This is a genomic window from Microcoleus sp. PH2017_12_PCY_D_A, assembly GCF_020738565.1.
GTDB lineage: Bacteria > Cyanobacteriota > Cyanobacteriia > Cyanobacteriales > Microcoleaceae > Microcoleus.
This window is the reverse complement of the sequence record NZ_JAEQCI010000051.1, coordinates 18,466-38,943: the sequence shown is the minus strand read 5'-3', so window position 1 is coordinate 38,943 and position 20,478 is coordinate 18,466. Positions and strand designations below refer to the sequence as shown.

Annotated in this window: 18 protein-coding genes; 13 read left to right on the top strand and 5 right to left on the bottom strand. The window is 46.4% G+C overall.

The window, feature by feature from the left end; all coding sequences use genetic code 11:
- Nucleotides 1-126: 126 nt before the first annotated feature.
- The 5 genes from JGK39_RS16390 (at nucleotide 127) to JGK39_RS16370 (ending at nucleotide 6,685) form a co-directional block, all read left to right on the top strand.
- Nucleotides 127-1,287, top strand: coding sequence for an alanine racemase (locus JGK39_RS16390; protein ID WP_293246441.1), 1,161 nt, complete (start codon nucleotides 127-129; stop codon nucleotides 1,285-1,287).
- A gap of 11 nt (nucleotides 1,288-1,298) precedes the next feature.
- A complete protein-coding gene (locus tag JGK39_RS16385; protein WP_293246438.1) occupies nucleotides 1,299-2,318 on the top strand; it encodes an ATP-grasp domain-containing protein in 1,020 nt (339 codons plus the stop codon).
- 15 nt (nucleotides 2,319-2,333) lie between these two features.
- Entirely contained in the window at nucleotides 2,334-3,455 is a 1,122-nt protein-coding gene (locus JGK39_RS16380) for a DegT/DnrJ/EryC1/StrS family aminotransferase (RefSeq protein ID WP_293246435.1), read from the top strand.
- A gap of 480 nt (nucleotides 3,456-3,935) precedes the next feature.
- Entirely contained in the window at nucleotides 3,936-4,874 is a 939-nt protein-coding gene (locus JGK39_RS16375) for a UDP-glucuronic acid decarboxylase family protein (protein WP_293246432.1), read from the top strand.
- Between the two features lie 422 nt (nucleotides 4,875-5,296).
- Nucleotides 5,297-6,685: a UDP-glucose/GDP-mannose dehydrogenase family protein gene (locus JGK39_RS16370; protein WP_293246429.1), complete on the top strand. Its 1,389-nt coding sequence runs from the start codon at nucleotides 5,297-5,299 to the stop codon at nucleotides 6,683-6,685.
- Between the two features lie 233 nt (nucleotides 6,686-6,918).
- Here the strand turns inward: JGK39_RS16370 and JGK39_RS16365 are convergent, their stop codons facing one another.
- Nucleotides 6,919-7,392 (bottom strand): hypothetical protein, encoded by a 474-nt coding sequence (locus JGK39_RS16365; RefSeq protein ID WP_293246426.1) that lies wholly within the window; start codon nucleotides 7,390-7,392, stop codon nucleotides 6,919-6,921.
- Nucleotides 7,393-7,690: 298 nt separating this feature from the next.
- On the opposite strand from JGK39_RS16365, the gene JGK39_RS16360 reads away from it, so the two are divergent.
- The 3 genes from JGK39_RS16360 (at nucleotide 7,691) to ppk1 (ending at nucleotide 14,127) form a co-directional block, all read left to right on the top strand.
- The gene (locus tag JGK39_RS16360; protein ID WP_293246423.1) at nucleotides 7,691-7,909 is read left to right on the top strand and encodes a helix-turn-helix transcriptional regulator; all 219 of its coding nucleotides are present in this window, start codon (nucleotides 7,691-7,693) and stop codon (nucleotides 7,907-7,909) included.
- Nucleotides 7,910-8,197: 288 nt separating this feature from the next.
- On the top strand, nucleotides 8,198-11,593 hold the full coding sequence (locus JGK39_RS16355; protein WP_293246420.1) for a HEAT repeat domain-containing protein: 3,396 nt from the start codon (nucleotides 8,198-8,200) through the stop codon (nucleotides 11,591-11,593).
- Nucleotides 11,594-11,943: 350 nt separating this feature from the next.
- Entirely contained in the window at nucleotides 11,944-14,127 is a 2,184-nt protein-coding gene (gene ppk1, locus JGK39_RS16350) for a polyphosphate kinase 1 (protein WP_293246417.1), read from the top strand.
- 359 nt (nucleotides 14,128-14,486) lie between these two features.
- Here ppk1 and JGK39_RS16345 read toward each other — a convergent pair whose 3' ends face one another.
- Nucleotides 14,487-14,657 (bottom strand): hypothetical protein, encoded by a 171-nt coding sequence (locus tag JGK39_RS16345; RefSeq protein WP_293246403.1) that lies wholly within the window; start codon nucleotides 14,655-14,657, stop codon nucleotides 14,487-14,489.
- A 180-nt stretch (nucleotides 14,658-14,837) separates the two neighbouring features.
- Entirely contained in the window at nucleotides 14,838-15,098 is a 261-nt protein-coding gene (locus JGK39_RS16340) for a hypothetical protein (RefSeq protein ID WP_293174481.1), read from the bottom strand.
- A gap of 9 nt (nucleotides 15,099-15,107) precedes the next feature.
- Here JGK39_RS16340 and JGK39_RS16335 point away from each other — a divergent pair, with 9 nt between their 5' ends.
- The 5 genes from JGK39_RS16335 to JGK39_RS16320 all read left to right on the top strand — a co-directional run bounded on the left by JGK39_RS16335 (nucleotide 15,108) and on the right by JGK39_RS16320 (nucleotide 17,842).
- Entirely contained in the window at nucleotides 15,108-15,380 is a 273-nt protein-coding gene (locus JGK39_RS16335) for a hypothetical protein (protein WP_293246400.1), read from the top strand.
- A 36-nt stretch (nucleotides 15,381-15,416) separates the two neighbouring features.
- Complete coding sequence (locus JGK39_RS16330) at nucleotides 15,417-15,968, top strand: DUF2854 domain-containing protein (RefSeq protein WP_293246397.1); 552 nt, start codon at nucleotides 15,417-15,419, stop codon at nucleotides 15,966-15,968.
- A gap of 356 nt (nucleotides 15,969-16,324) precedes the next feature.
- On the top strand, nucleotides 16,325-16,774 hold the full coding sequence (locus tag JGK39_RS16325) for an NAD(P)-binding protein (protein WP_293246394.1): 450 nt from the start codon (nucleotides 16,325-16,327) through the stop codon (nucleotides 16,772-16,774).
- Nucleotides 16,775-16,786: 12 nt separating this feature from the next.
- Entirely contained in the window at nucleotides 16,787-17,482 is a 696-nt protein-coding gene (locus JGK39_RS33605; protein ID WP_366515998.1) for an FAD-dependent monooxygenase, read from the top strand.
- A 9-nt stretch (nucleotides 17,483-17,491) separates the two neighbouring features.
- Nucleotides 17,492-17,842 carry a hypothetical protein gene (locus JGK39_RS16320; protein WP_293246391.1) on the top strand — a complete coding sequence of 117 codons (351 nt, stop codon included), beginning with the start codon at nucleotides 17,492-17,494 and terminating at the stop codon, nucleotides 17,840-17,842.
- A gap of 251 nt (nucleotides 17,843-18,093) precedes the next feature.
- Here JGK39_RS16320 and JGK39_RS16315 read toward each other — a convergent pair whose 3' ends face one another.
- Nucleotides 18,094-18,441, bottom strand: a complete 348-nt coding sequence (locus JGK39_RS16315) for a DUF779 domain-containing protein (protein ID WP_293246388.1) — start codon at nucleotides 18,439-18,441, stop codon at nucleotides 18,094-18,096.
- A gap of 340 nt (nucleotides 18,442-18,781) precedes the next feature.
- The gene (locus JGK39_RS16310) at nucleotides 18,782-20,302 is read right to left on the bottom strand and encodes an aldehyde dehydrogenase family protein (RefSeq protein ID WP_293246385.1); all 1,521 of its coding nucleotides are present in this window, start codon (nucleotides 20,300-20,302) and stop codon (nucleotides 18,782-18,784) included.
- Nucleotides 20,303-20,478 lie beyond the last annotated feature (176 nt).

The window sequence follows — 20,478 nt, the reverse complement described above, 5'->3', positions numbered from 1 at the left end:
GCCACAAAATTTTTATAGCTATAGAGTCACGTTATAAGGCTAGAAAAATGCAACTCTGTTGGCAAACACTTCACAGATTAGAAAAAGAATACGGCGATTCTTTTTTTATTTTGGATCTCAGACAATTTGAAACTAACTATAAAGATTTGCTCCAGGTTTCCCTCGTTTTATCCCAATACCAACCAGGGGTATTCTTACAAGACTAATTATATTCCCAAGCTATGCCAAACCGTGCATTCTATGGGAGGGTACGCAGAAGTTGTTTCCCAAATGGAGTATGACTTAGCCATAAGTATTGGCGTACCTCCCACCAGAATTATTTTTAATGGCCCGCTGAAGCATCCAGAAGACCTAGAGAAAGCTATTTTGGCAGGTTCTACAGTCAACTTGGAATCCTTAGAAGAAGTAGAAATAGTCGAAGCTTTGGCACAAAGATTGCCTGAACAAAACATAGCTGTTGGTTTGAGATGTAATTTTGAGATTGACACCAGTCGCATATCTAGATTTGGGTTTGATGTAGCTGGAGGCGAACTCGATCGCGCTTTCCAAAGACTGACAGAATTAAGTAATTGTGATGTTGATGGACTGCATTGTCATATTTCTACATCGGCAAGAAGCACGGACTCCTACGCACGTCGCACTCAGAAAATTATCGAACTAACCGATTATTATTTCAAGGATAAACAACCAAGATTTATTGATATCGGCGGTGGTTTTTACGGAAAAATGACCGATGATTTAAAAAGTCAATTTGATGGCTGTATTCCCAACTATCAGGAATACGCCGCCGCAGTTGCGCCGCAATTACAAAGCAAATATCCCGGTAATTCTGGTCCCGAATTAATTATTGAACCTGGAGTAGCCATTGTATCCGATGTGTTGAATTTTGTGGCTAAAGTTGTGGGATTAAAAAAAGTGCGATCGCGCCAAATTGCCCTAGTAGTCGGTAGCGTCCACAACGTTAAGCCAACCGGGACTGATAAAAATCTGTCGTTGCGAGTTTACAGAGACGAGGAAAATAGCGCTCAAAGAAAACTTGCAGGGCCGGTGGACATAGTGGGATATACTTGTATGGAGCATGATTGTTTATACAAGGACTATTCGGGAGAAATAGGTATAGGAGATTATACAGTTGTTGAGAATATGGGTGCTTATACTGTAGTCTTCAAGCCACCATTTATTCGCCCCAATCCGCCCATTATTAGCTATGACTCCATCCAGGACGAGTATAAACTAATCAGACGGCGAGAAACTTCTCAGAATGTGTTTTCTACTTATATTTTGTAACAGGTAAAAATATGAATGTATTCTTGACTTGTGCGGGACGCCGCAACTACCTGTTGAAATTCTTCCAAGAAGCACTAGGCAATCAAGGAAAAGTATTTGCTGGTGATGCTACCATAGAAGCGCCGACGTTACAAGAAGCTGATGAAAGTTTTTTGTTGCCGCGTATCGATCGCAGCGAATACTTCGAGAAGCTGCTGGATATCTGTCAGCAAAAACAAGTACGCTTGCTCATACCGCTGAACGATCTAGAATTGCCTTACCTGGCGAAACAACGCGATCGCTTTCTCACCATAGGAACGATTCCAGTTGTTTCCTCTCCCGAAGTTATTGATATTTGTTTTGACAAGTTTGCCACATTTCAATTTTTACGAAATATAGGTATTTCTGCCCCAGAAACTTATCTTTCACTCGCTGAAGCACGAGCAGCTATTGAGCGAGGAGAAATCACCTTTCGTTTAGTAGTAAAACCCCGCTGGGGAAGTGCATCCATTGGGATTGAATATCCTGAGGATGATGAAGAATTGGAATTAGCTTATCGCTTTGTTAAAAAATCGATTATGAAATCGTTCTTGGCAGAAGTAAGCTCCTCCGATCGCGATCGGTGTATCTTAATTCAAGAGCGATTAATCGGACAAGAACACGGTCTTGATATTATTAATAACTTAGATGGTTCATACATCACGACTTTTGTCAAGCGCAAGCTGACCATGGGAGCCGGAGAAACCGATCGCGCGGTGACACTCGAAAATCAAGAACTGAAACAACTGGGTGAGAAAATAGGTCAAAAACTGGGTCATATTGGCAACCTGGACTGCGACGTAATTGTGGGCCAACAAGGTTTGTGCGTGCTGGAATTGAACCCGCGTTTTGGTGGCGGCTACCCATTTTCCCAGATGGCCGGTGCAAATATTCCGGCGGCGCTAATCGCTTGGGCTAATGGAGAGGAACCAGATCCTAGTTGGTTAACCGTGCAAGGAAATATCACCTCTTTCAAATGCGATCGCCTTGTCACCGTTCGCAGCAAAGCATAAAATAATTTAGATAATATGACCAAACAAATCCTCCTTTCAACGCCGCACATGGGCGAACTCGAACAAAAGTTCGTCCGAGAAGCCTTTGACACCAACTGGATCGCCCCCGTGGGCCCCCATGTCGATGCCTTCGAGCGGGAATTCTGCGATGTAGTCGGTTCCCGTCACGCCGCTGCTCTGAGTTCAGGGACAGCGGCTTTACATTTAGCTTTACAATTAATTGGTGTCAGTGCTGGCGATGAGGTTTTTTGCTCGACTCTGACGTTTATTGCTACTGCTAGTCCGATTACTTATTTAGGCGCAAAACCTGTTTTCATTGATAGCGATCGCACTACATGGAACATGAATCCCGAATTGTTGCGAGAAGCCCTGGACAAACGAGCCAAATTAGGAAAGTTGCCCAAAGCTGTGGCGATCGTGCACCTCTACGGTCAAAGTGCCGATATTGACCCTATTTTAGCAGTTTGCAATGACTATGGAATACCGCTAATTGAAGATGCGGCAGAATCCCTAGGAGCTACTTACAAAAACCGTTCTCCGGGAACTTTTGGCAAAATCGGCATTTTTTCATTCAACGGCAATAAAATTATCACCACTTCCGGCGGCGGAATGTTAGTTTCAGACGACCAAAAACTGGTAGAAAAAGCCCGTTTCTTGGCGACGCAAGCTCGCGATCCGGCTCCTCATTACCAACACACCGAAATCGGCTACAACTACCGCCTCAGCAACGTTTTAGCAGGAATTGGGATCGGTCAATTGCGCGTTTTGGGCGATCGAGTTCAGGCGAGACGGCACAATTTTGAGGTTTACAAACAAGCTTTGGGAAATCTGCCGGGAATCGAATTTATGCCGGAAGCTGATTTCGGACGCGCTACTCGCTGGCTGACTTGTTTGACAATTAATCCTGCTGCTTTCGGTGCCGATCGAGAACAAGTTCGCCTCGCACTTGCGAAGGAGAAAATAGAAGCGCGTCCGGTTTGGAAACCTTTGCATTTGCAGCCAGTATTTGCTGAGTGTGAATGTATCGGAGGTGAAGTTGCAGAAGCGTTATTTGAGCAGGGTCTTTGCTTGCCTTCTGGCTCTAATTTAACTGAAGAAGATTTAGAACGAGTCACCAGCGCGATCTTAGGTTTGTAGTAAGGACTTTAGTCCTTATTAGGCTTGTAGTAAGGACTTTATCTTTTGTTTGATAACTAATGTTTGCTAACTAATATTTTTACCCAAAAATAAGAGATATAATTATATAGCCTTTCTCAAAAAAATGAGGTATGACTGATAGCTTATATAACGCTAAACGTATAGGGCTTAAGCCCAACAACGTACCTCACCTATCTGAGAAGAGCTATATAGTCATTTTGGAGATAATGTCAACAGTATTTTTTCGTAATTATTCGTAATTATAGAAGTGTAAGTAAAATTAACTAGGTTAGCTCCAGTGTAGATCGCACTCTGTTGCATATATCTGACAATGCTAAGTTAATTAAAGATTTGATGCAGGTTGCGGATAAGTCTTTACATTGTCGGTGCAAATTTTGTTATTCTGTTAGCAAGTTTGATTCGATCGACTGAATTGTTGTACCACAGTCTTACCCTCTAAACAGAACGGCAGTTTCCCCCATGAGAATTTTAGTCACAGGCGGTGCGGGTTTTATCGGTTCCCATCTGATCGATCGCTTAATGGCCCAAGGACACGAGGTAGTCTGCCTGGATAACTTTTATACCGGGACTAAGCGCAATATCCTCAAATGGATGGACAACCCCTATTTTGAGCTGATCCGCCACGACATCACGGAACCGATTCGGTTAGAGGTAGATCAGATTTACCATCTGGCTTGTCCGGCTTCGCCAGTACACTATCAGTTCAACCCCGTCAAGACAATTAAAACAAATGTCATCGGGACGCTAAATATGCTGGGATTGGCGAAACGGGTAAAAGCAAGATTTTTTCTGGCTTCCACATCAGAAGTTTACGGCGATCCGGATGTGCATCCGCAGACAGAAGACTATCGCGGCAACGTTAATTGTATCGGAATTCGCAGTTGTTACGACGAGGGGAAGCGAGTAGCTGAAACCCTATCTTTTGACTACCACCGCCAAAATGGGGTAGACATTCGAGTTGTGCGAATTTTTAATACCTACGGCCCCCGGATGTTAGAAAATGATGGCAGAGTTGTCAGCAATTTTATTGTCCAAGCTTTGCGAAATCAACCGCTGACTGTGTACGGCGACGGTTCTCAAACGCGGAGTTTTTGCTACGTTTCTGATTTGGTAGAAGGATTTATTCGTTTGATGAATAGCGACGAAATCGGGCCGATGAATTTGGGGAATCCCGGCGAATACACTATCTTGGAACTGGCACAGAAAATTCAAAACATGATTAATCCAGGGGCGGAAATTATCTTTAAACCGCTGCCGCAAGACGATCCAAAACAGCGACAACCGGATATTACTCTTGCTAAAAGTTGGTTGGGGTGGGAGCCAACTGTGCCGCTGGATAAAGGTTTAGATTTGACTGTCAAAGATTTTCGCGATCGCATCGAAGGAAACCAAAAGTAGAGAAGGGGAGAGGGGGAGAGGGGGAGAGGGGGAGAAGGGGAGAGGGGAAGAGTGGGAGAGGGGGAGAGGGGGAGAGGGGGAGAATTTTTACTTCTTACTTCTTCCGACTTCACGCTTGACTTCCTCAATCTGCCCTCTGCCCTCTGACTAATAACAACTGTCAACTCTTAACTGTCAACTGTTAAGCGGTCAACTGTCAAACGATTTTAGATTTGGGATTTGGGATGCAAGGATTGGGGATTGAGGATTGAAGATTTTTGATCGTCAACTGTCTCCGGGTCAACTGTCAACTCTTCCTTCTTCCTTCTTCACATCGATCTTCTTCACATCGATCTTCTTCACATCGATCTTCTTCACATCGATCTTCGTGTCAACTGTTTACTGTCAACTGTCAACTGTTTATTAACTTAGAGGAGATTTATATGCGTGTTTGCGTCATCGGTACAGGATACGTTGGCTTAGTCACCGGCACTTGCTTGGCCCACATCGGCCACCAAGTGATTTGTGTAGACAACAACGAAGAAAAAGTTAAATTAATGAAATCGGGACAGTCGCCTATTTTTGAACCAGGACTGTCGGAATTAATGTCCTCTTCATCTCAATCGGGAAATCTAGAATTTACTTCGGATTTAGCAGCAGGAGTCGCTCACGGGGACATTTTATTTATTGCTGTGGGGACGCCTCCTTTGCCTACTGGGGAAAGCGATACTCGCTACGTGGAAGCGGTGGCGCGCGGCATTGGTGCTCACCTCGATGGCGATTACAAAGTGATCGTAAACAAATCAACTGTACCCATCGGTTCGGGAGATTGGGTGCGGAGGATTGTATTAGACGGTTTGGCTGAACGTCAAAAAGCTCAAAGCGGTGAGGGCGTTACGGGTGAGGAAGTAGCAGCAAAAACTGGCGTGCAATTTGATGTGGTTAGCAATCCGGAGTTTTTGCGGGAGGGCTGCGCTGTTTTCGATACGTTTAATCCCGATCGCATTGTTCTGGGCAGCAACTCTCAGCGGGCGATGGATCTGATGCTACAATTATACAGGCCAATTGTCGATCGCAAGTTTGCAGAAAATCCGTCTTTGCCTGCGGTACCTGTGGTGATGACTGATATCAGTTCGGCGGAGATGATTAAGTACGCAGCTAATGCTTTTTTGGCTACTAAGATTAGCTTTATTAATGAAGTTGCTAATATTTGCGATCGAGTTGGTGCAGATGTTACCCAAGTAGCGAAAGGTATCGGTTTAGATTCGCGAATTGGCAGCAAGTTTTTACAAGCTGGTATCGGTTGGGGCGGTTCCTGTTTCCCCAAAGATGTTTCGGCATTAGTTCACACTGCTGACGATTACGGCTATGAAGCGCATTTGCTGAAAGCGGCGGTGGAAGTGAACGAACGCCAGCGATTGATTGCAATTGAAAAGTTGCAGCAAGTTTTGAAAATTCTCAAAGGTAAAACAGTCGGACTTTTGGGTTTGACTTTCAAGCCGGATACTGACGATTTGCGGGATGCTCCTTCCCTGAATTTAATCGAGAATTTGAACCGGTTGGGAGCGAAAGTTAAAGCTTACGATCCGATTGTTTCTCAAACTGGGCTGCGTCACGGTTTGTCCGGTGTTTTGGTAGAAACCGATCCGGAAAGGTTGGCCGACGGTTGCGATGCTTTGGTGTTAGTGACTGACTGGGAACAGTTTCGCAATTTAGATTACGATAAAATGGCGAAGTTGATGGCTCATGCAGTGATGATTGACGGCCGCAATTTCTTGGATAAGAAGGTTTTAGAAGCGGCTGGTTTCCAATATGTGGGAGTTGGAAGATAATCAATCAGCTATTGCGCATTTAAATTGCATATTCGGAGCGGGCTAGAAGCCCACTCCACAAGAGTTTAATTATTTCTTGACATACACAATTTCAAGGCCGCAACAGCTTAAAGAGTTCTCAGCATAATCTCTATCTCGTAGGGTGCGCATTGCGCACCTTACATTTACTGGTACTGAGATGCTCCCCACCTTACATTTACTGGTAGGGAACAATCGAGGTAAATCCACCTGCTTTAGAAACTTTCCATCAATGTTTTTTCTTGAGCGTAAACATCGCGTAGTTGTTGCAGTGCTGAGGCAGAAATTACCGATTTAACTGTAGCGACTAATTTACCCCACTCGTGCAAGCTGTCAACTGAAACAGCGGCTTTGAAGTTGTACGTATAAAATTTAGTCCAAAATTCTGGTGCTTGGGTGCGTTTCCAGCGTTTGTACCAGCCGAGATAGTCTTGGGTGCAGGCCGGTTTTACTTCTTTGATTGGGGGGAAATCGGCGTAGCTGACAAACCTGCTGAGGCCTTTGGCGTGTACGTACACCATGTTGTGACAGCATTCGATTCGGTAAATTTGGTCGGGTGTGATGTTGAACAAAAGTGCGACTGTTTCTTCGGTGACAAATCTCGATCGCGGATTGACCGTCAACGATTTGTGAATAATTTTTGAGGGGCCGATCGCCCAGGACGATCTTAACTGATTTTCTGATCTCATTGTAGGTGCATCTGGTGGTTTGTAAATCTATCTGCTGGGTGCGAGCGACAGAAATTGTCTGTCGGGATTAATTATAACGGGCGATCGCCTTTAGTTTCGCTGACTTTGCCGCCAAACGGATATAAGCGCCGACTTCTGCCGTAAGCGGCCCCAAATTTTACACCAACGTTTCAGATCCCAGATTCATCTTTAGAGTCAATCTAAAATCTAAAATCTAAAATCTAAAATCGACTGACCGGGGGCGATCGCTTTTTGCTATATTATACTAAATCCAAAATTTTGTAAATAGTTTATTATTATGAGTAAAGGCTTAGTCAGGCTGCGGGTTCGAGAGTTGGCGGCCGAGAAGGGATGGACGCTGAAGGAAGTAGCGGAGCGATCGGGCGTGGGGTACAGTACGATTAGCAATTATGCGCGCTCTCAGGGGATGGCGATGGTTGACTTTGCGGCAGTGTACAAGTTGGCCCGCACTTTTGATGTGCTGATTGAGGATTTTGTGGTCATCATGGAAAAGTAGTTGAAGGTTTTGCTTAAATTCTAATGTGATAGCGATCGACTTTTGATGTGCCGATCGAAGCTTTGGTGTGATGATTGCAGCATAGGTCGATCGCCCGCAACCAAACTCGATCGCCTATCATTAAAATAACCCGCTTGGAGTAATCCTAGGGTGTGTCGCCTGCGAAGAATCCCTCGCCTTGCATATCGAAAACCTCAAAGCGACGCACCGATGCGATCGATCGCAAATAAAGTCGATCGCCTACAATCAAACTAACCCCCTAGAGCCTAAAATTAGGAGAACTGTCAAATGCTAGATGCTGCGTTATTGGGAGGACTTTTCACAGTCGTGTGGCAAGCCATATTGGGGACTCAAGCCAATGATGCAGCAAAGCACCTCTATTTGAAGGGAATCAAAAAAGTATCACGAAACGGGAAAATAGTCAATCACGATTTAGAAAAAGCGCTGAAACGTTCTTTCTTGAAAGCTCAACAACAAATCGCCTCAGAATGCCATAAAGAATTGGTTGAGCCATCTCGTAGGGCTTCTAAAGGAATCGTTATTTACTTACCTCAACACCGTCCTGATTTAGAATGGCTCGATAAGAAGATTAAGCAGTTAAAATCTGAATTGGAAATAGTCGATAAAGAAACAGTCCCGTCTGGGATTCCGATTGAGGGTTTAGATGAAATAGAATTGCTGCTGACTGCCACAGATGAGTTAAAGCAGAATCGGGTAGCAGAAGTTAACCAAAAGCTGCTGGAACTTGCTCTGGAAAATTGCGATGTCGCACCCTACAAAACAAAGTTAGAGCAAGATTTGTTTCCCTTAGTCTCAGCATACTTTGCTCAGGAAATCAAGGAAAATGAAAAGGTTTTTCAGATTTTTACCGGGCAGAGTTTAACGCGGATCGATATCAGAACCCAAGAAATGTATGCTTGGCTTCAGGAGATAGTGGAAAAGAGCCGGATTGTTTACCAACCGATTGACTGGCAGAGTATTTGTCAGCAGATTTTAGATGAGAAAGAACAGCAGCGACTTAGTAGCGATCGGCTAACTTTTGGCAACCATCAAATAGATGATGTTTATGTGCCGCTGGGATTGGTGGAAAGGCACAAAGTACCTGACAAGCGCCAGGATTTGGCGGCGGAGGAAGGTTCGGATTTGTACCGGGAAAAGGAAGTTACTCAAACCTTTGAACATAGCGAGTTTCTCGAGGAAGTGCTGCGACAAGGAAGTAGCCCGAAAAGCAATGGGAAGCGGTTAGGAATTATTGGGGAACCGGGGGCGGGAAAAACAACGCTGTTGCGGCGGATTGCTAATTGGGTGGCTGCTGAAATTTCGGAGGCGATTGTTATTTGGATATCCTTGGCGGATTTGCAGAGGAAGGAATTAGAAACCTATTTATTTGATAGTTGGCTGCTGGCGGCTATTAAGAGGGCTGGGAAGGCTGAGGCGACGGCGGATATTAAGGATGATTTTTTGGCACAGTTTAATGCTAGTCGTGTTTGGTTGGTGTTGGATGGCGCGGATGAGATGGCTGCGGGTGATGGCAATCCTTTGGCGGAAATTCAGCGGCAAATTAGAACGGGCGGCTGTATTCAAAGGGCGCGGATTGTGTTAAGTTGTCGGCAGAATGTCTGGGATGCGATCGGCTCTGCGTTGGATACTTTTGATACTTATCGCACCCTGGAATTTTCCTATCCCGAACAAGTGGAGATGTTCATTGATAAGTGGTTTGGAACCCCCAGGGGCGGGCACGGGGGAGAGGGCGGGCACGGGGAAGAGGGCGGGCACGGGGGCACCGCCCCTACGAATCCCCTCAATGTAGGGGCGGTGCCCCTGTGCCCGCCCTCCGCGCAGCTACGCGAAGCATTAGCATCACTGGGAAAAGAGCGAATTCGAGACTTAGTAAAAAATCCCCTGAGATGTTCGCTGCTGTGCGGCACTTGGCAATCCTTGGATGGTGATTTACCAGATACTAAGGCTAAGCTTTATCAGCGGTTTGTGACTACTTTATATCAGTGGAAAAAACCGCACTTGAATTGGAGTCAGCAGCAGGATTTGAATGCCGCTTTGGGGAAATTGGCACTTTCAGGGATGTTAAATGAAACGTCACGGTTTCAGTTACGTGAAAGTGTGGGATATCGGGTGATGGGTGCATCGCAGTTTGAGTTGGCTTGTCGTTTGGGTTGGCTGAATTTGGTGGCGAGGGATGCGGAGACGGCGGAAGGGATTTATGCTTTTTATCATCCGACTTTTCAGGAATATTTTGCGGCGTTGGCGGTTGAGGATTGGCACTTTTTTTTGAATCATTTTCCTGGGAATCCGCAGCATCCTGATGCTCGATATCGCATTTTTGAGAAGCAGTGGAAGGAGGTGATTTTGCTGTGGTTGGGGCGTGAGGAGGTAGGGAAGGAGGAGAAGGAAGGGTTTATCGAGGCGTTGGTTGAGTTTGAGGATGGGTGTGGTGAATTTTATGGATATCGGGCGTATTTTCTCGCGGCTGCGGGGATTGCTGAGTTTAAGGATTGTAGTCTTGCTGATGAGATTGTGTCGCAGATTATTAAGTGGGGATTTGGTTATTTTGATGAGGAACAACAGGAGTGGTGGAGATGTCTTGCTCCAATTGCAGAGGGAGCAAGGGAAGTTCTGAAAGAAACGGATAGGGAAAGGGCGATTTCCGCTTTAGTGAAGTTAATTTGTACTTCTCAGATTGATGAAGATACCCAGATAGAAGTAGCAAAAGACTTAGCAGAAATAGGTGGATATAACCCAGTTGCTATCTCCGGTTTAGTGGAGTTGATTGGTACTTCTGAGGATGATAATACCTGGAGGAGTGCCATAGATAGCTTAGGAAAAATCGACAAAGATAACTCAGTTGCGATCTCAGCTTTAGTCGATTTAATCGGTACTTTTCAGGATAAAAATACCCAGAGGAGAGCGGCCGTAAGCTTAGGGAAAATATGCAAAGATAACGTAGTTGCGATCGCATCTTTAGTCGATTTAATCAGAAATTCAGATGATAACATTGCCCGGTGGCAAGCGGCAGATATCTTAGGGGAAATTATCAAAGGTCAACACTTAGCCACCGCAGTCTCTGGTTTGAAAGATTGCCTAACTTCCGAAATCTCCGAAAACGACTTGACTCTTTATCACAAGAGCTGTCTGATCATCTGGGACTGCGCCCAAAACATGACTTACCCAGAATTTTATCAAGCATGGCACACCCAACCTACCAATTCCCCAATACCTGACAACCACCGACAAAATACAGATATCCCCACACTCCTAAAACAACTCAAACCCACAGATAAAGCCTTCCCCGCGCCTCTCAACATTCGCGCCCTAGAAGGCGAAACCGATACAAGCCCGATCGCCCAAGAACTCTGTACCCAACTATATCAAACAATCTTCCCCGCAGATACAGACATCCCCGCCATCCGCAACGCCCCGGAATTCAAGCGATTAATTCCGCAACTCAAAAACCGGCTGCAAAAACAGCACATCGCCTTAATTTTGCACTCGTGTCCGTGCGAAAATGCGCTTTCGTCTTTCACCCGCAAACTCGCCGACTCTCACATGGGTATTCATATCGCCTGGATTACCCATACACCGCTGGAATTGCCGCTAACAGGTTTTGCCGCGGATGGAGAGGATTTGCTGGATGCGGTGCAGGATTGGATTCGGGGGATTGGTGCGTGATGTTGGGATTGTCACTCTGTTGTGTGGGCTCTGCGATTGCTTTGCTTCGCGCGCAATGACATATTCTCTTCAACCCGCGCACCATCCGGGTTTTGTTTGTGTCGGCGCGATTTCAATCGCCCGCTACTCCGGGGCAACTCCGGGGCGGGCTAGGAGCATCGCCCCACAAGAGTTTTAATTTCTTCAACCCGCGCACCATCCGGGTTTTGTTTGTGTCGGCGCGATTTCAATCGCCCGCTACTCTATCAAGTCGCGATTTCAATCACCCGCTACTGCGCCGCTACCGCAATACTACTGCAATACTAAGGGTAAAGATACAACCGAGCCTCCCCGCAAGACTCCCGGAAACCATGTCCAAGCAAAAAAAGACCCCAGCCAAAACCTACACCGAAATCAACCTCAGTGACCCCCAATACTACTTCAACCGAGAACAAAGCTGGCTAGAATTCAACAACCGCGTGCTCCACGAAGCCCTAGATCCCCGCACGCCCCTCCTCGAAAGACTCAAATTTCTCGCTATTTTCAGCTCAAACCTAGACGAATACTTCATGGTGCGAGTGGCTGCACTCAGACAGCAAGTAGAAGCAAAAGTCACCAAATTGACCTCCGATGGCAGTACCCCCCAACAACAGCTAGATGCCATCAACAAGCGGCTTTTACCGATGGTGACTCAGCAACACTCGTATTTTGAGCAAACTTTGCGGCCAAAATTAGCAGCAAGCGGCATCCACATTCTCGACTACATCGACCTCAATCAAGAACAGCGAAATTACTTGCACCGCTACTTCAAAGAACAAGTATTTCCCGTACTCACACCGCTAGCAGTTGACCCCAGTCATCCATTCCCATTTCTATCGAATCTCAGCCTCAATTTAGCAGTAGTTGTCAGAGACCCGGACACCGGCGAAGAACTATTTGCGCGCGTCAAAGTACCGCAAGTCTTGCCCAGATTTTTGCCCTTACCGGCAGATTTACAGTGGCAGCAAAGAGGCAAAATTCCGGTGTGGACGGGCGTACCTTTAGAACAGGTAATCGCCCACAATTTAGAGGCTTTGTTTCCGGGGATGGACATTCAGGAATATCACCCGTTTCGGATTACTCGCAATTCCGATTTGACTGTGGAGGAAGATGAGGCAGATGATTTGCTGCTGGCGATCGAACAGGAACTCCGCAAGCGCCGGTTTGCAGGTTCTGCCGTGCGCCTGGAAATTCAAGCGATTATGCCGCCTGCACTGCGAGATATGCTGATGGACGAGTTGGATCTCGGCGAGCAGGATGTTTACGCGGTGGAGGGGCTGCTAGGCCTCAAGGATTTGATGTCCTTTGTGGGGTTGCCTGTGCCGGAACTCAAAGACCCCCCGTGGACTCCGGTTGTGCCGCCGCGCTTGCGGAACTCGGAACCGCCCAGGATGGTAGACAAATCCATTTCCCATGTTGACGAGGGCGAGGATATTTTCACGACTATCCGCCGGGGAGATGTGATGCTGCACCATCCCTATCACTCGTTTGCGGCGACGGTGCAGCGGTTTATTACTGAGGCGGCGCACGATCGCTCGGTGTTAGCGATTAAGATGACTTTATACCGCACTTCTGGTGATTCGCCGATCGTCAGCGCCTTAATTCAAGCAGCGGAAAACGGCAAGCAAGTAGCCGTTTTAGTCGAACTCAAAGCCCGGTTTGACGAAGAAAATAATATTCTTTGGGCTCGCAAGTTAGAACAAGCGGGAGTTCACGTTGTTTACGGTTTGGTGGGACTCAAAACCCACACCAAAATTGTGATGGTAGTGCGCCGCGAGGACAAATGTATTCGCCGCTACGTCCACATCGGCACGGGAAATTACAACCCGAAAACGGCTGGACTGTATACGGATGTCGGTTTGTTAAGTTGTCGCGAGGATTTGGGTGCGGATTTGACTGACTTGTTTAATTATTTAACTGGTTATTCGCGGCAGATAACTTATCGTAAATTGTTGGTGGCGCCGGTCAATATGCGCGATCGATTTTTAGCATTAATCCGCCGCGAGGTCGAATTCTGCCGCTTGAATGCCGAAAGCGGCATGGGTAGCTGCGGCCGAATAGTCGCTAAAATGAATGCTTTAGTTGACCCTCAAATTATTGTTGCTTTGTACGAAGCTTCGCAAGCGGGAGTTAAAATTGATTTGATTATTCGCGGGATTTGCTGTTTGCGTCCGGGCGTTGAAGGTGTTAGCGAAAATATCAGAGTTATCAGTATTATCGGCCAATTTTTAGAGCATTCGCGGATGTTTTATTTTTTCAACGGTGGCAGCGAAGAGGTGTATATTGGTTCTGCTGACTGGATGCAGCGCAATCTTAGCAGGCGGGTTGAGGCGATCGTCCAAGTGGAAGATCCGACTATAGTAATGGAGTTGCAAGAAATTTTGGGTGTGATGCTGGCGGACAACCGTCAAGCTTGGGATTTGCAGCCTGGGGGACACTATTCTCAGCGGCGCCCGCCTGCTAATAACCCAGAAGTGAGCTCTCAGCAGATTTTGATGGACATGGCGATGAATTAATCATTGGTCATTGGTCATTGGTCATTGGTTAAGCTGTCGCGCATCTAATTTTCACAGTTGTTTTTATTGAAACTTTTGTGGGATGAGTATCTTGTCATTAGTTCCAACTAAAGAACGCGCTTTCCCACAGTCCGGCAGGGGTTAAAACCCCTGCCTCAAAGCAAAAGTCCTCGCTATGAGGACTGATGAGTTCTTCAGTCCTCATAGCGAGGACTTTCGCTATTAGACAGGGACTTTAGTCCCTGGCGGACTGCGGGTTAAATGCTAAGTTGACACCGATCGCATCCTGTTAGCCCCAACGGTACCAATTAAATGCAAAACAGCTTACGATCTAATGACCAATGACTAATGACTATTGACTAACTGTCAAAAGTGCGCTTAAACTCTTCCAACAAATCATCAATTTCCTCGATCGCCTGACTGACATCAATTCTCAGGGCTCCCAAGTCCGATCGATCTAGCAGCCGCACGAGGGATTCCCGCTTGATCTCGATTGCTGCTACGCGCTCTTTGATTGTCTGTGCATCCATTGTTTTTTGCCTTGGCTAGTATTAACAAAAATATTTGACTTTCCCCCCTACGAACAGACGGGGATTCTTAATTCACCGACGTACCTTTGGGCGCCAATCCTGCACTATTTTTATATTAAAAGTGAGGAACGCGCTCAGGCTTTTTGAGTCTGTGTTATAGTTTGATTGTACATCAAAACTTCAGCGCAGAAAAGGCGGACGTTTGCTATCTGCGGGTTTGTTTTTCATCATTTCAGCTAAAAATCGCTTCAGAGCCTTCTCGCGGTTTTTCATGAAAGCAGCCCAAAATCCCGGTTGATATTCATCCATTGTCTTGGCTAGGGCCCAGACATCGATCGCTAAAATATTATAAAGCCTTTCATCTTCGCGTTTGAGCGAGTTAATCTGGTCGAGAACAGACTTGTTGGCGACCGCAGTCTGTTTGTCTTCGTCTTTAATCATGTCCTAAAATTGGTTGAAAGGGCAAGAGCGTCGATCGCGATCGTCGCTCTCTATAATTTGATGATACTGCCGATCTCGATCGCCTTCTGGAACCAACGCCCCGCAATTAACCAGGATCTCGATCGGTGGCGCCGCGGCGAGTCCAAGCGGGATAGTTTTTTGAAGCTAGAGACAAGATTGTGGATGCACAGAGAACCCGCTCTCATAGATGCTAGCAGTTTTGGCGAGTATTTTGACAAAAAAACTAAATTTATTCAAGACTTCTTGCCCGATAATAATTAAAGTATATTGTTGATTTCAGCTACTTACCTCACTAATATGTTACGTAAAATTTCTTTAGCAAGCCTAGCCTTAGTGGTGGGCGGTATCTTAGCAGTAGTCGGGTTCTATGCCTACTTCACCGACCAAGCTACCCTCAATCTAGCCGGTTTTTTTTATGGAATTCCCCTGTTGCTGGGAGGTTTGGCCCTGAAAGCGGCGGAACTCGAACCAGTGGAGTTCGCCGAACCGACTTCTCCTGAAGTTCTCCTGCTGCGAGAAAGTCAGGCCACGGATACTCAAAACCAAGTCCGCAAAGATATCACCCGATTTCGCTACGGCCAACCCGCCCACTTAGATGACGCTCTGGAACGCTTGGGCTTGGCCCCGACAGATGAGGAACGCCCCCTCCTCCAAAGCTTGCGGGAAGTTGATGTTGATGGTGCTTATGCGTTAATTCTAGACTTTTATTCGCCGCTGCTGCCGATCGAACTCTGGGAAGAAAAGCAAGAAAAAATAGCTAAATTTTTTGGCCCCGGTTTGGACGCAAAAGTCACTCAAAAGCCTGATGAGAAAATTGAATTGGCTTTAATTACCAGTCCTAAAGCTTAAACCAGCCTTAAGTTTTGAGTGCGATACTTTTCAACCGATCATTATATTATGTCCGGTCGATTGACAACAGTCAGTAACGGTTCGTAGTGTGGACTTCAGTCCTCTCTTTGATGCTGACTAAAATCCTCACTACAAACCAATATGGTCGTTAGATCTGACATGATATTAATTATTAATCCTGGCTCGCTTCCGATACTGATTTTAGCGGCTGCTTGAAACCAGTCGCTATCAGCAAAAGCTCGTTAGCGAAGCTTGCAGAAAACGATCGCCCATCCAGACCTAGCCCCAATCTTATTTTATGTAATTATAATATTGATTGAGGAGCGATCGCAATCTTAAAATCAGGAGAAGTATAAATGGTTCCGTCCCACACCAGGATAGGTATCATCGGCGCAGGAACATCAGGAGCTTATCTGGCAATTCTGCTGATTCAACAAGGGTTTAAAGTTGACTTGTTTGAAAAAGCACCCTATCCGCGTACCGATGGCTGCGGTATTCTGATCGTGCAAGAAGGTATGGAAGCACTGCATCAAGGCAACGCTCAAATTACCCAAAAAATCATTAACTCGGGCGATCGAGTTAAATTATTCGAGTTTCGCAACCTGCGCGGCGGTGTCATCAATTCCGAGCACGTCACCTACGAAGAAAACGAAGTCCCGGCAATGCTGGTACACCGCAAAGCTATATTAGAAGCAATCCTCGACGATTTCCCCCCCGAGTGTATTCATTTTAATGCAGAATTGGCATCGATCGCCCAAACCGACAAAAGTGCGATCGCCCACTTTAAAGATGGCACAAAATGGTAAGGCGATCTATTAATTGGTGCCGATGGCATTCTCTCAAAAGTTCGTCAATTTATACTTTCCAACGTAGAACTATTCTATTTAGGCGATGTCGTCTGGCGGGGAATAGTCGAAGATAACAGCTTTTGTCCCGAAGGAAACTTTTTTGTTTATGTACGGAGTCGGGGAATTTATTCCAACTTCTTTCACATCGGTGGAGGTCGCACTCATTGGGGTTTCTTTATTGAAAAAGAGCGCACTGAATCCGAAATCGGAAAACTGCAACCTACTAATATTACTATTCCTCCCGAAGAACTAGCAAAACTCCCAGAAGATGCCCGAAAACTAATAGAATCAACGCCTCTAGAAAATATTGTCTGTCGTTTTTCCTATGACATTGACCCCCTACCAAAAATCTACAACGGTCGTGTTATCTTAATTGGAGATGCAGCCCACGCTAAAAGTTCCACGCGCGCCAGAGGAATGACATCAGGTTGGGAAGATGGCCTGTATTTAGCAAAACATCTCGCAAATAGTGCAAATATTCCCGAAGCGCTGGAAAACTTCCAAACTAAAAGACTCCCAATTTGTAGGGGTAGTGGATGGTGCGTGCCTACCCTCTCTATCGGGCAACCACGGGGGGTTTGCCCCTACAAGAATTATGCAAATGATTTAGGATTGCTATATCAACGTAGCAGCCGAGAAATTAGTCAGAAAGTTGGTCGTCGCTAAGAAAGAGAGATGGAACTCAAGGGTAATTTTACCATCTGGATTCAAGGAAATCAGTACCATCAAGTTAACAATTATGAATACTCAGACGGTTCTCGCGTCCAGCTTAATTTTCAAGGAGAGTTTGAACAACGGATTTTGAAACTGTATTCTAGCAGTTATTCTGATTTTCCGGCGATCGCCTGGGATGCTGGCCAGGAAACCGTTTGCTTTCGGGCGAATAAAACTGAAGATAACGTCCTGATTACCTTTATGGAAACAATGACATTACTTAGCGAAAACCACCGAGTTCGCAGCACTCAAGCTTTTTTAAACGGCGTTTTTGATAGTATCTCCTTTATTGAGAAAATGCGTTTGCCCTAGACAAAATACATTAAAAAAACGCCTATCTTGTCAACATAAACAAGATTTTTATCGGTTCTCTTTCTCTTAGGACTTACGCATAAATGCCCAAGAAACCGGGTTTTTTGCTTAATCTTGTGGCGGCGACGAAAGATATTGGTAAAAAACCCGGTTTCTGACTACCAGGGTAAGTCCTATCTCTGCGCCCTCTGCGGCCTCTGCGGTTCAATCAAAATAAAATTTAACTCGTGCAAACAAGAGGCAAAACAGAATTAATCAACATTGACAAACAAGCGAGAACGAGTAATAAAACGCTCTCCATCGGGCCCTTCCAGGGAAAAATCGCTGCCTCCGGGCCCCTGTACTACGTCTAGGATTAACTGCGTGTGCTGCCAATGTTCGTATTGCTGCGCTGCAATATAAAAGGGACAACCGTCTAGTTTTCCCAGCAATACATCGCCATCGCCGACGATTAATTCCCCGTTGGGATAGCACATGGGAGAACTACCGTCGCAGCAGCCGCCGGATTGGTGAAACATCAATTCTCCGTGCTGGGTTTTGAGGTAGTCTATTAGTTTTAAGGCGGCTTCTGTGGCTGTGACTTTGGGGAGTGTTGGCATTTGAGTAGGGTGTGCACTGCACACCGGCTATGTAATGTATTGGAAAAATTTAACGGGTGCGCCGCGGAGACAAATATTTAATCGGTGCGCGGTGCACACCCTACAAAGTGCACCGCTGAGTAATAAGTTGGTAGTTGGTAGGGTGTGCACCGCGCACCAGCTATGTAATGTATTGGAAAAATTTAACGGGTGCGCGGCGGAGACAAATATTTAATCGGTGCGCGGTGCACACCCTACAAAGTGCACCGCGCACCGGCTATGTAGTGTATTGGAAAAATTTAACGGGTGCGCCGCGGAGACAAATATTTAATCGGTGCGCGGTGCACACCCTACAAAGTTATTAGAAGAAACCTAAAGCCTTGGGGCTGTAGCTGACTAATAAGTTCTTGGTTTGTTGGTAGTGATCCAACATCATTTTGTGGTTTTCGCGGCCGATACCGGATGATTTGTAGCCGCCGAAGGCTGCGTGGGCTGGATACAAATGATAGCAGTTTGTCCACACGCGGCCTGCTTGAACGGCGCGGCCCATGCGGTAGGCGGTGTTGATGTCGCGCGTCCAAACTCCGGCGCCTAAACCGTACAGCGTATCGTTGGCAATTTCTAAGGCTTCGGCTTCGTCTTTGAAGGTGGTGACTGCTAACACCGGGCCGAAGATTTCTTCTTGGAAAATTCGCATTTTGTTGTTTCCTTTGAAGACTGTTGGCTGGAAATAATAGCCGTCTTGCAAGTCCCCGGATAAGATTTTTCTTTCGCCGCCAATCAGGCATTCTGCGCCTTCTTCACGCCCGATTTTGACGTATTCGGCGATTTTTTCCATCTGGTTGACGGAAACTTGCGCGCCGAGGGCGGTTGTCGGATCTAGGGGGTTGTCTTGTTTGATTTGGCGGATGCGATCGATCGCCCTTTCCATAAATCGATCGTAAATTGACTCCTGAATTAACGCCCGCGAAGGACAAGTGCAAACTTCGCCTTGATTGAAAGCAAACATCACAAAGCCTTCCACTGCTTTGTCGAGAAAATCGTCATCTTGGGCGCAGACATCCTCAAAGAAAATGTTGGGGGATTTTCCGCCTAATTCTAGGGTGACGGGGATGACGTTTTGGGAGGCGTACTGCATGATTAACCGGCCCGTGGTTGTTTCGCCAGTGAAGGCTACTTTGGCAATCCGGGGGCTGGTGGCGAGGGTTTTGCCGATTTCGGCGCCGGGCCCGTTGACGACGTTGATGACGCCATCCGGTACTAAGTCGGCGATGATTTCCATCAATACTAGGATGGATGCGGGAGTGGGCCCTGCTGGTTTGAGGACTACGCAGTTTCCGGCGGCGAGGGCTGGGGCGAGTTTCCACGCAGCCATGAGGATTGGGAAGTTCCAGGGGATGATTTGTCCGATGACGCCTAGGGGTTCGTGGAAGTGGTAGGCGACTGTGGTTTCGTCGAGTTCGCCGATCGACCCTTCTTGGGAGCGGATGCAGCTTGCGAAGTAGCGGAAATGGTCGATCGCCAGCGGGATGTCTGCGAGGCGGGTTTCGCGAATTGGTTTACCGTTGTCCCAGGTTTCGGCGATGGCGAGGCGATCGAGGTTTTCTTCGATGCGATCGGCTATTTTGTGCATAACCCGCGCCCTGTCTGCGGGCGAAGTCTTACCCCACTTGTCTTTCGCGGCGTGGGCGGCATCTAGTGCCAATTCTACATCCTCGGCGCTCGATCGGGGAATTTGACAAATTGATTTTCCGGTAATTGGAGAAAGGTTTTCCGAGTATTTCCCTTTCAGCGGTGCTACCCACTTGCCGCCGATAAAGTTGTCGTAACGAGCTTGAAAAATCGACTGACTGCCGGATTGAACAGGTGCTGCTACTACCATTTTATTACCTGATTTAAACTTGTTTTTGCGGACTGTTGAAATCTCTTGACTTTCTACTATCCTCTATTTTCGCGGAATTCGGTAATTTGCTATACAAAATTTTACATTCTTGCAATATTTTAGATTAAAGTATTTTCTGGGTTCCGCGGTCTGGCTGGTTGTCGGTCGGACTTTTT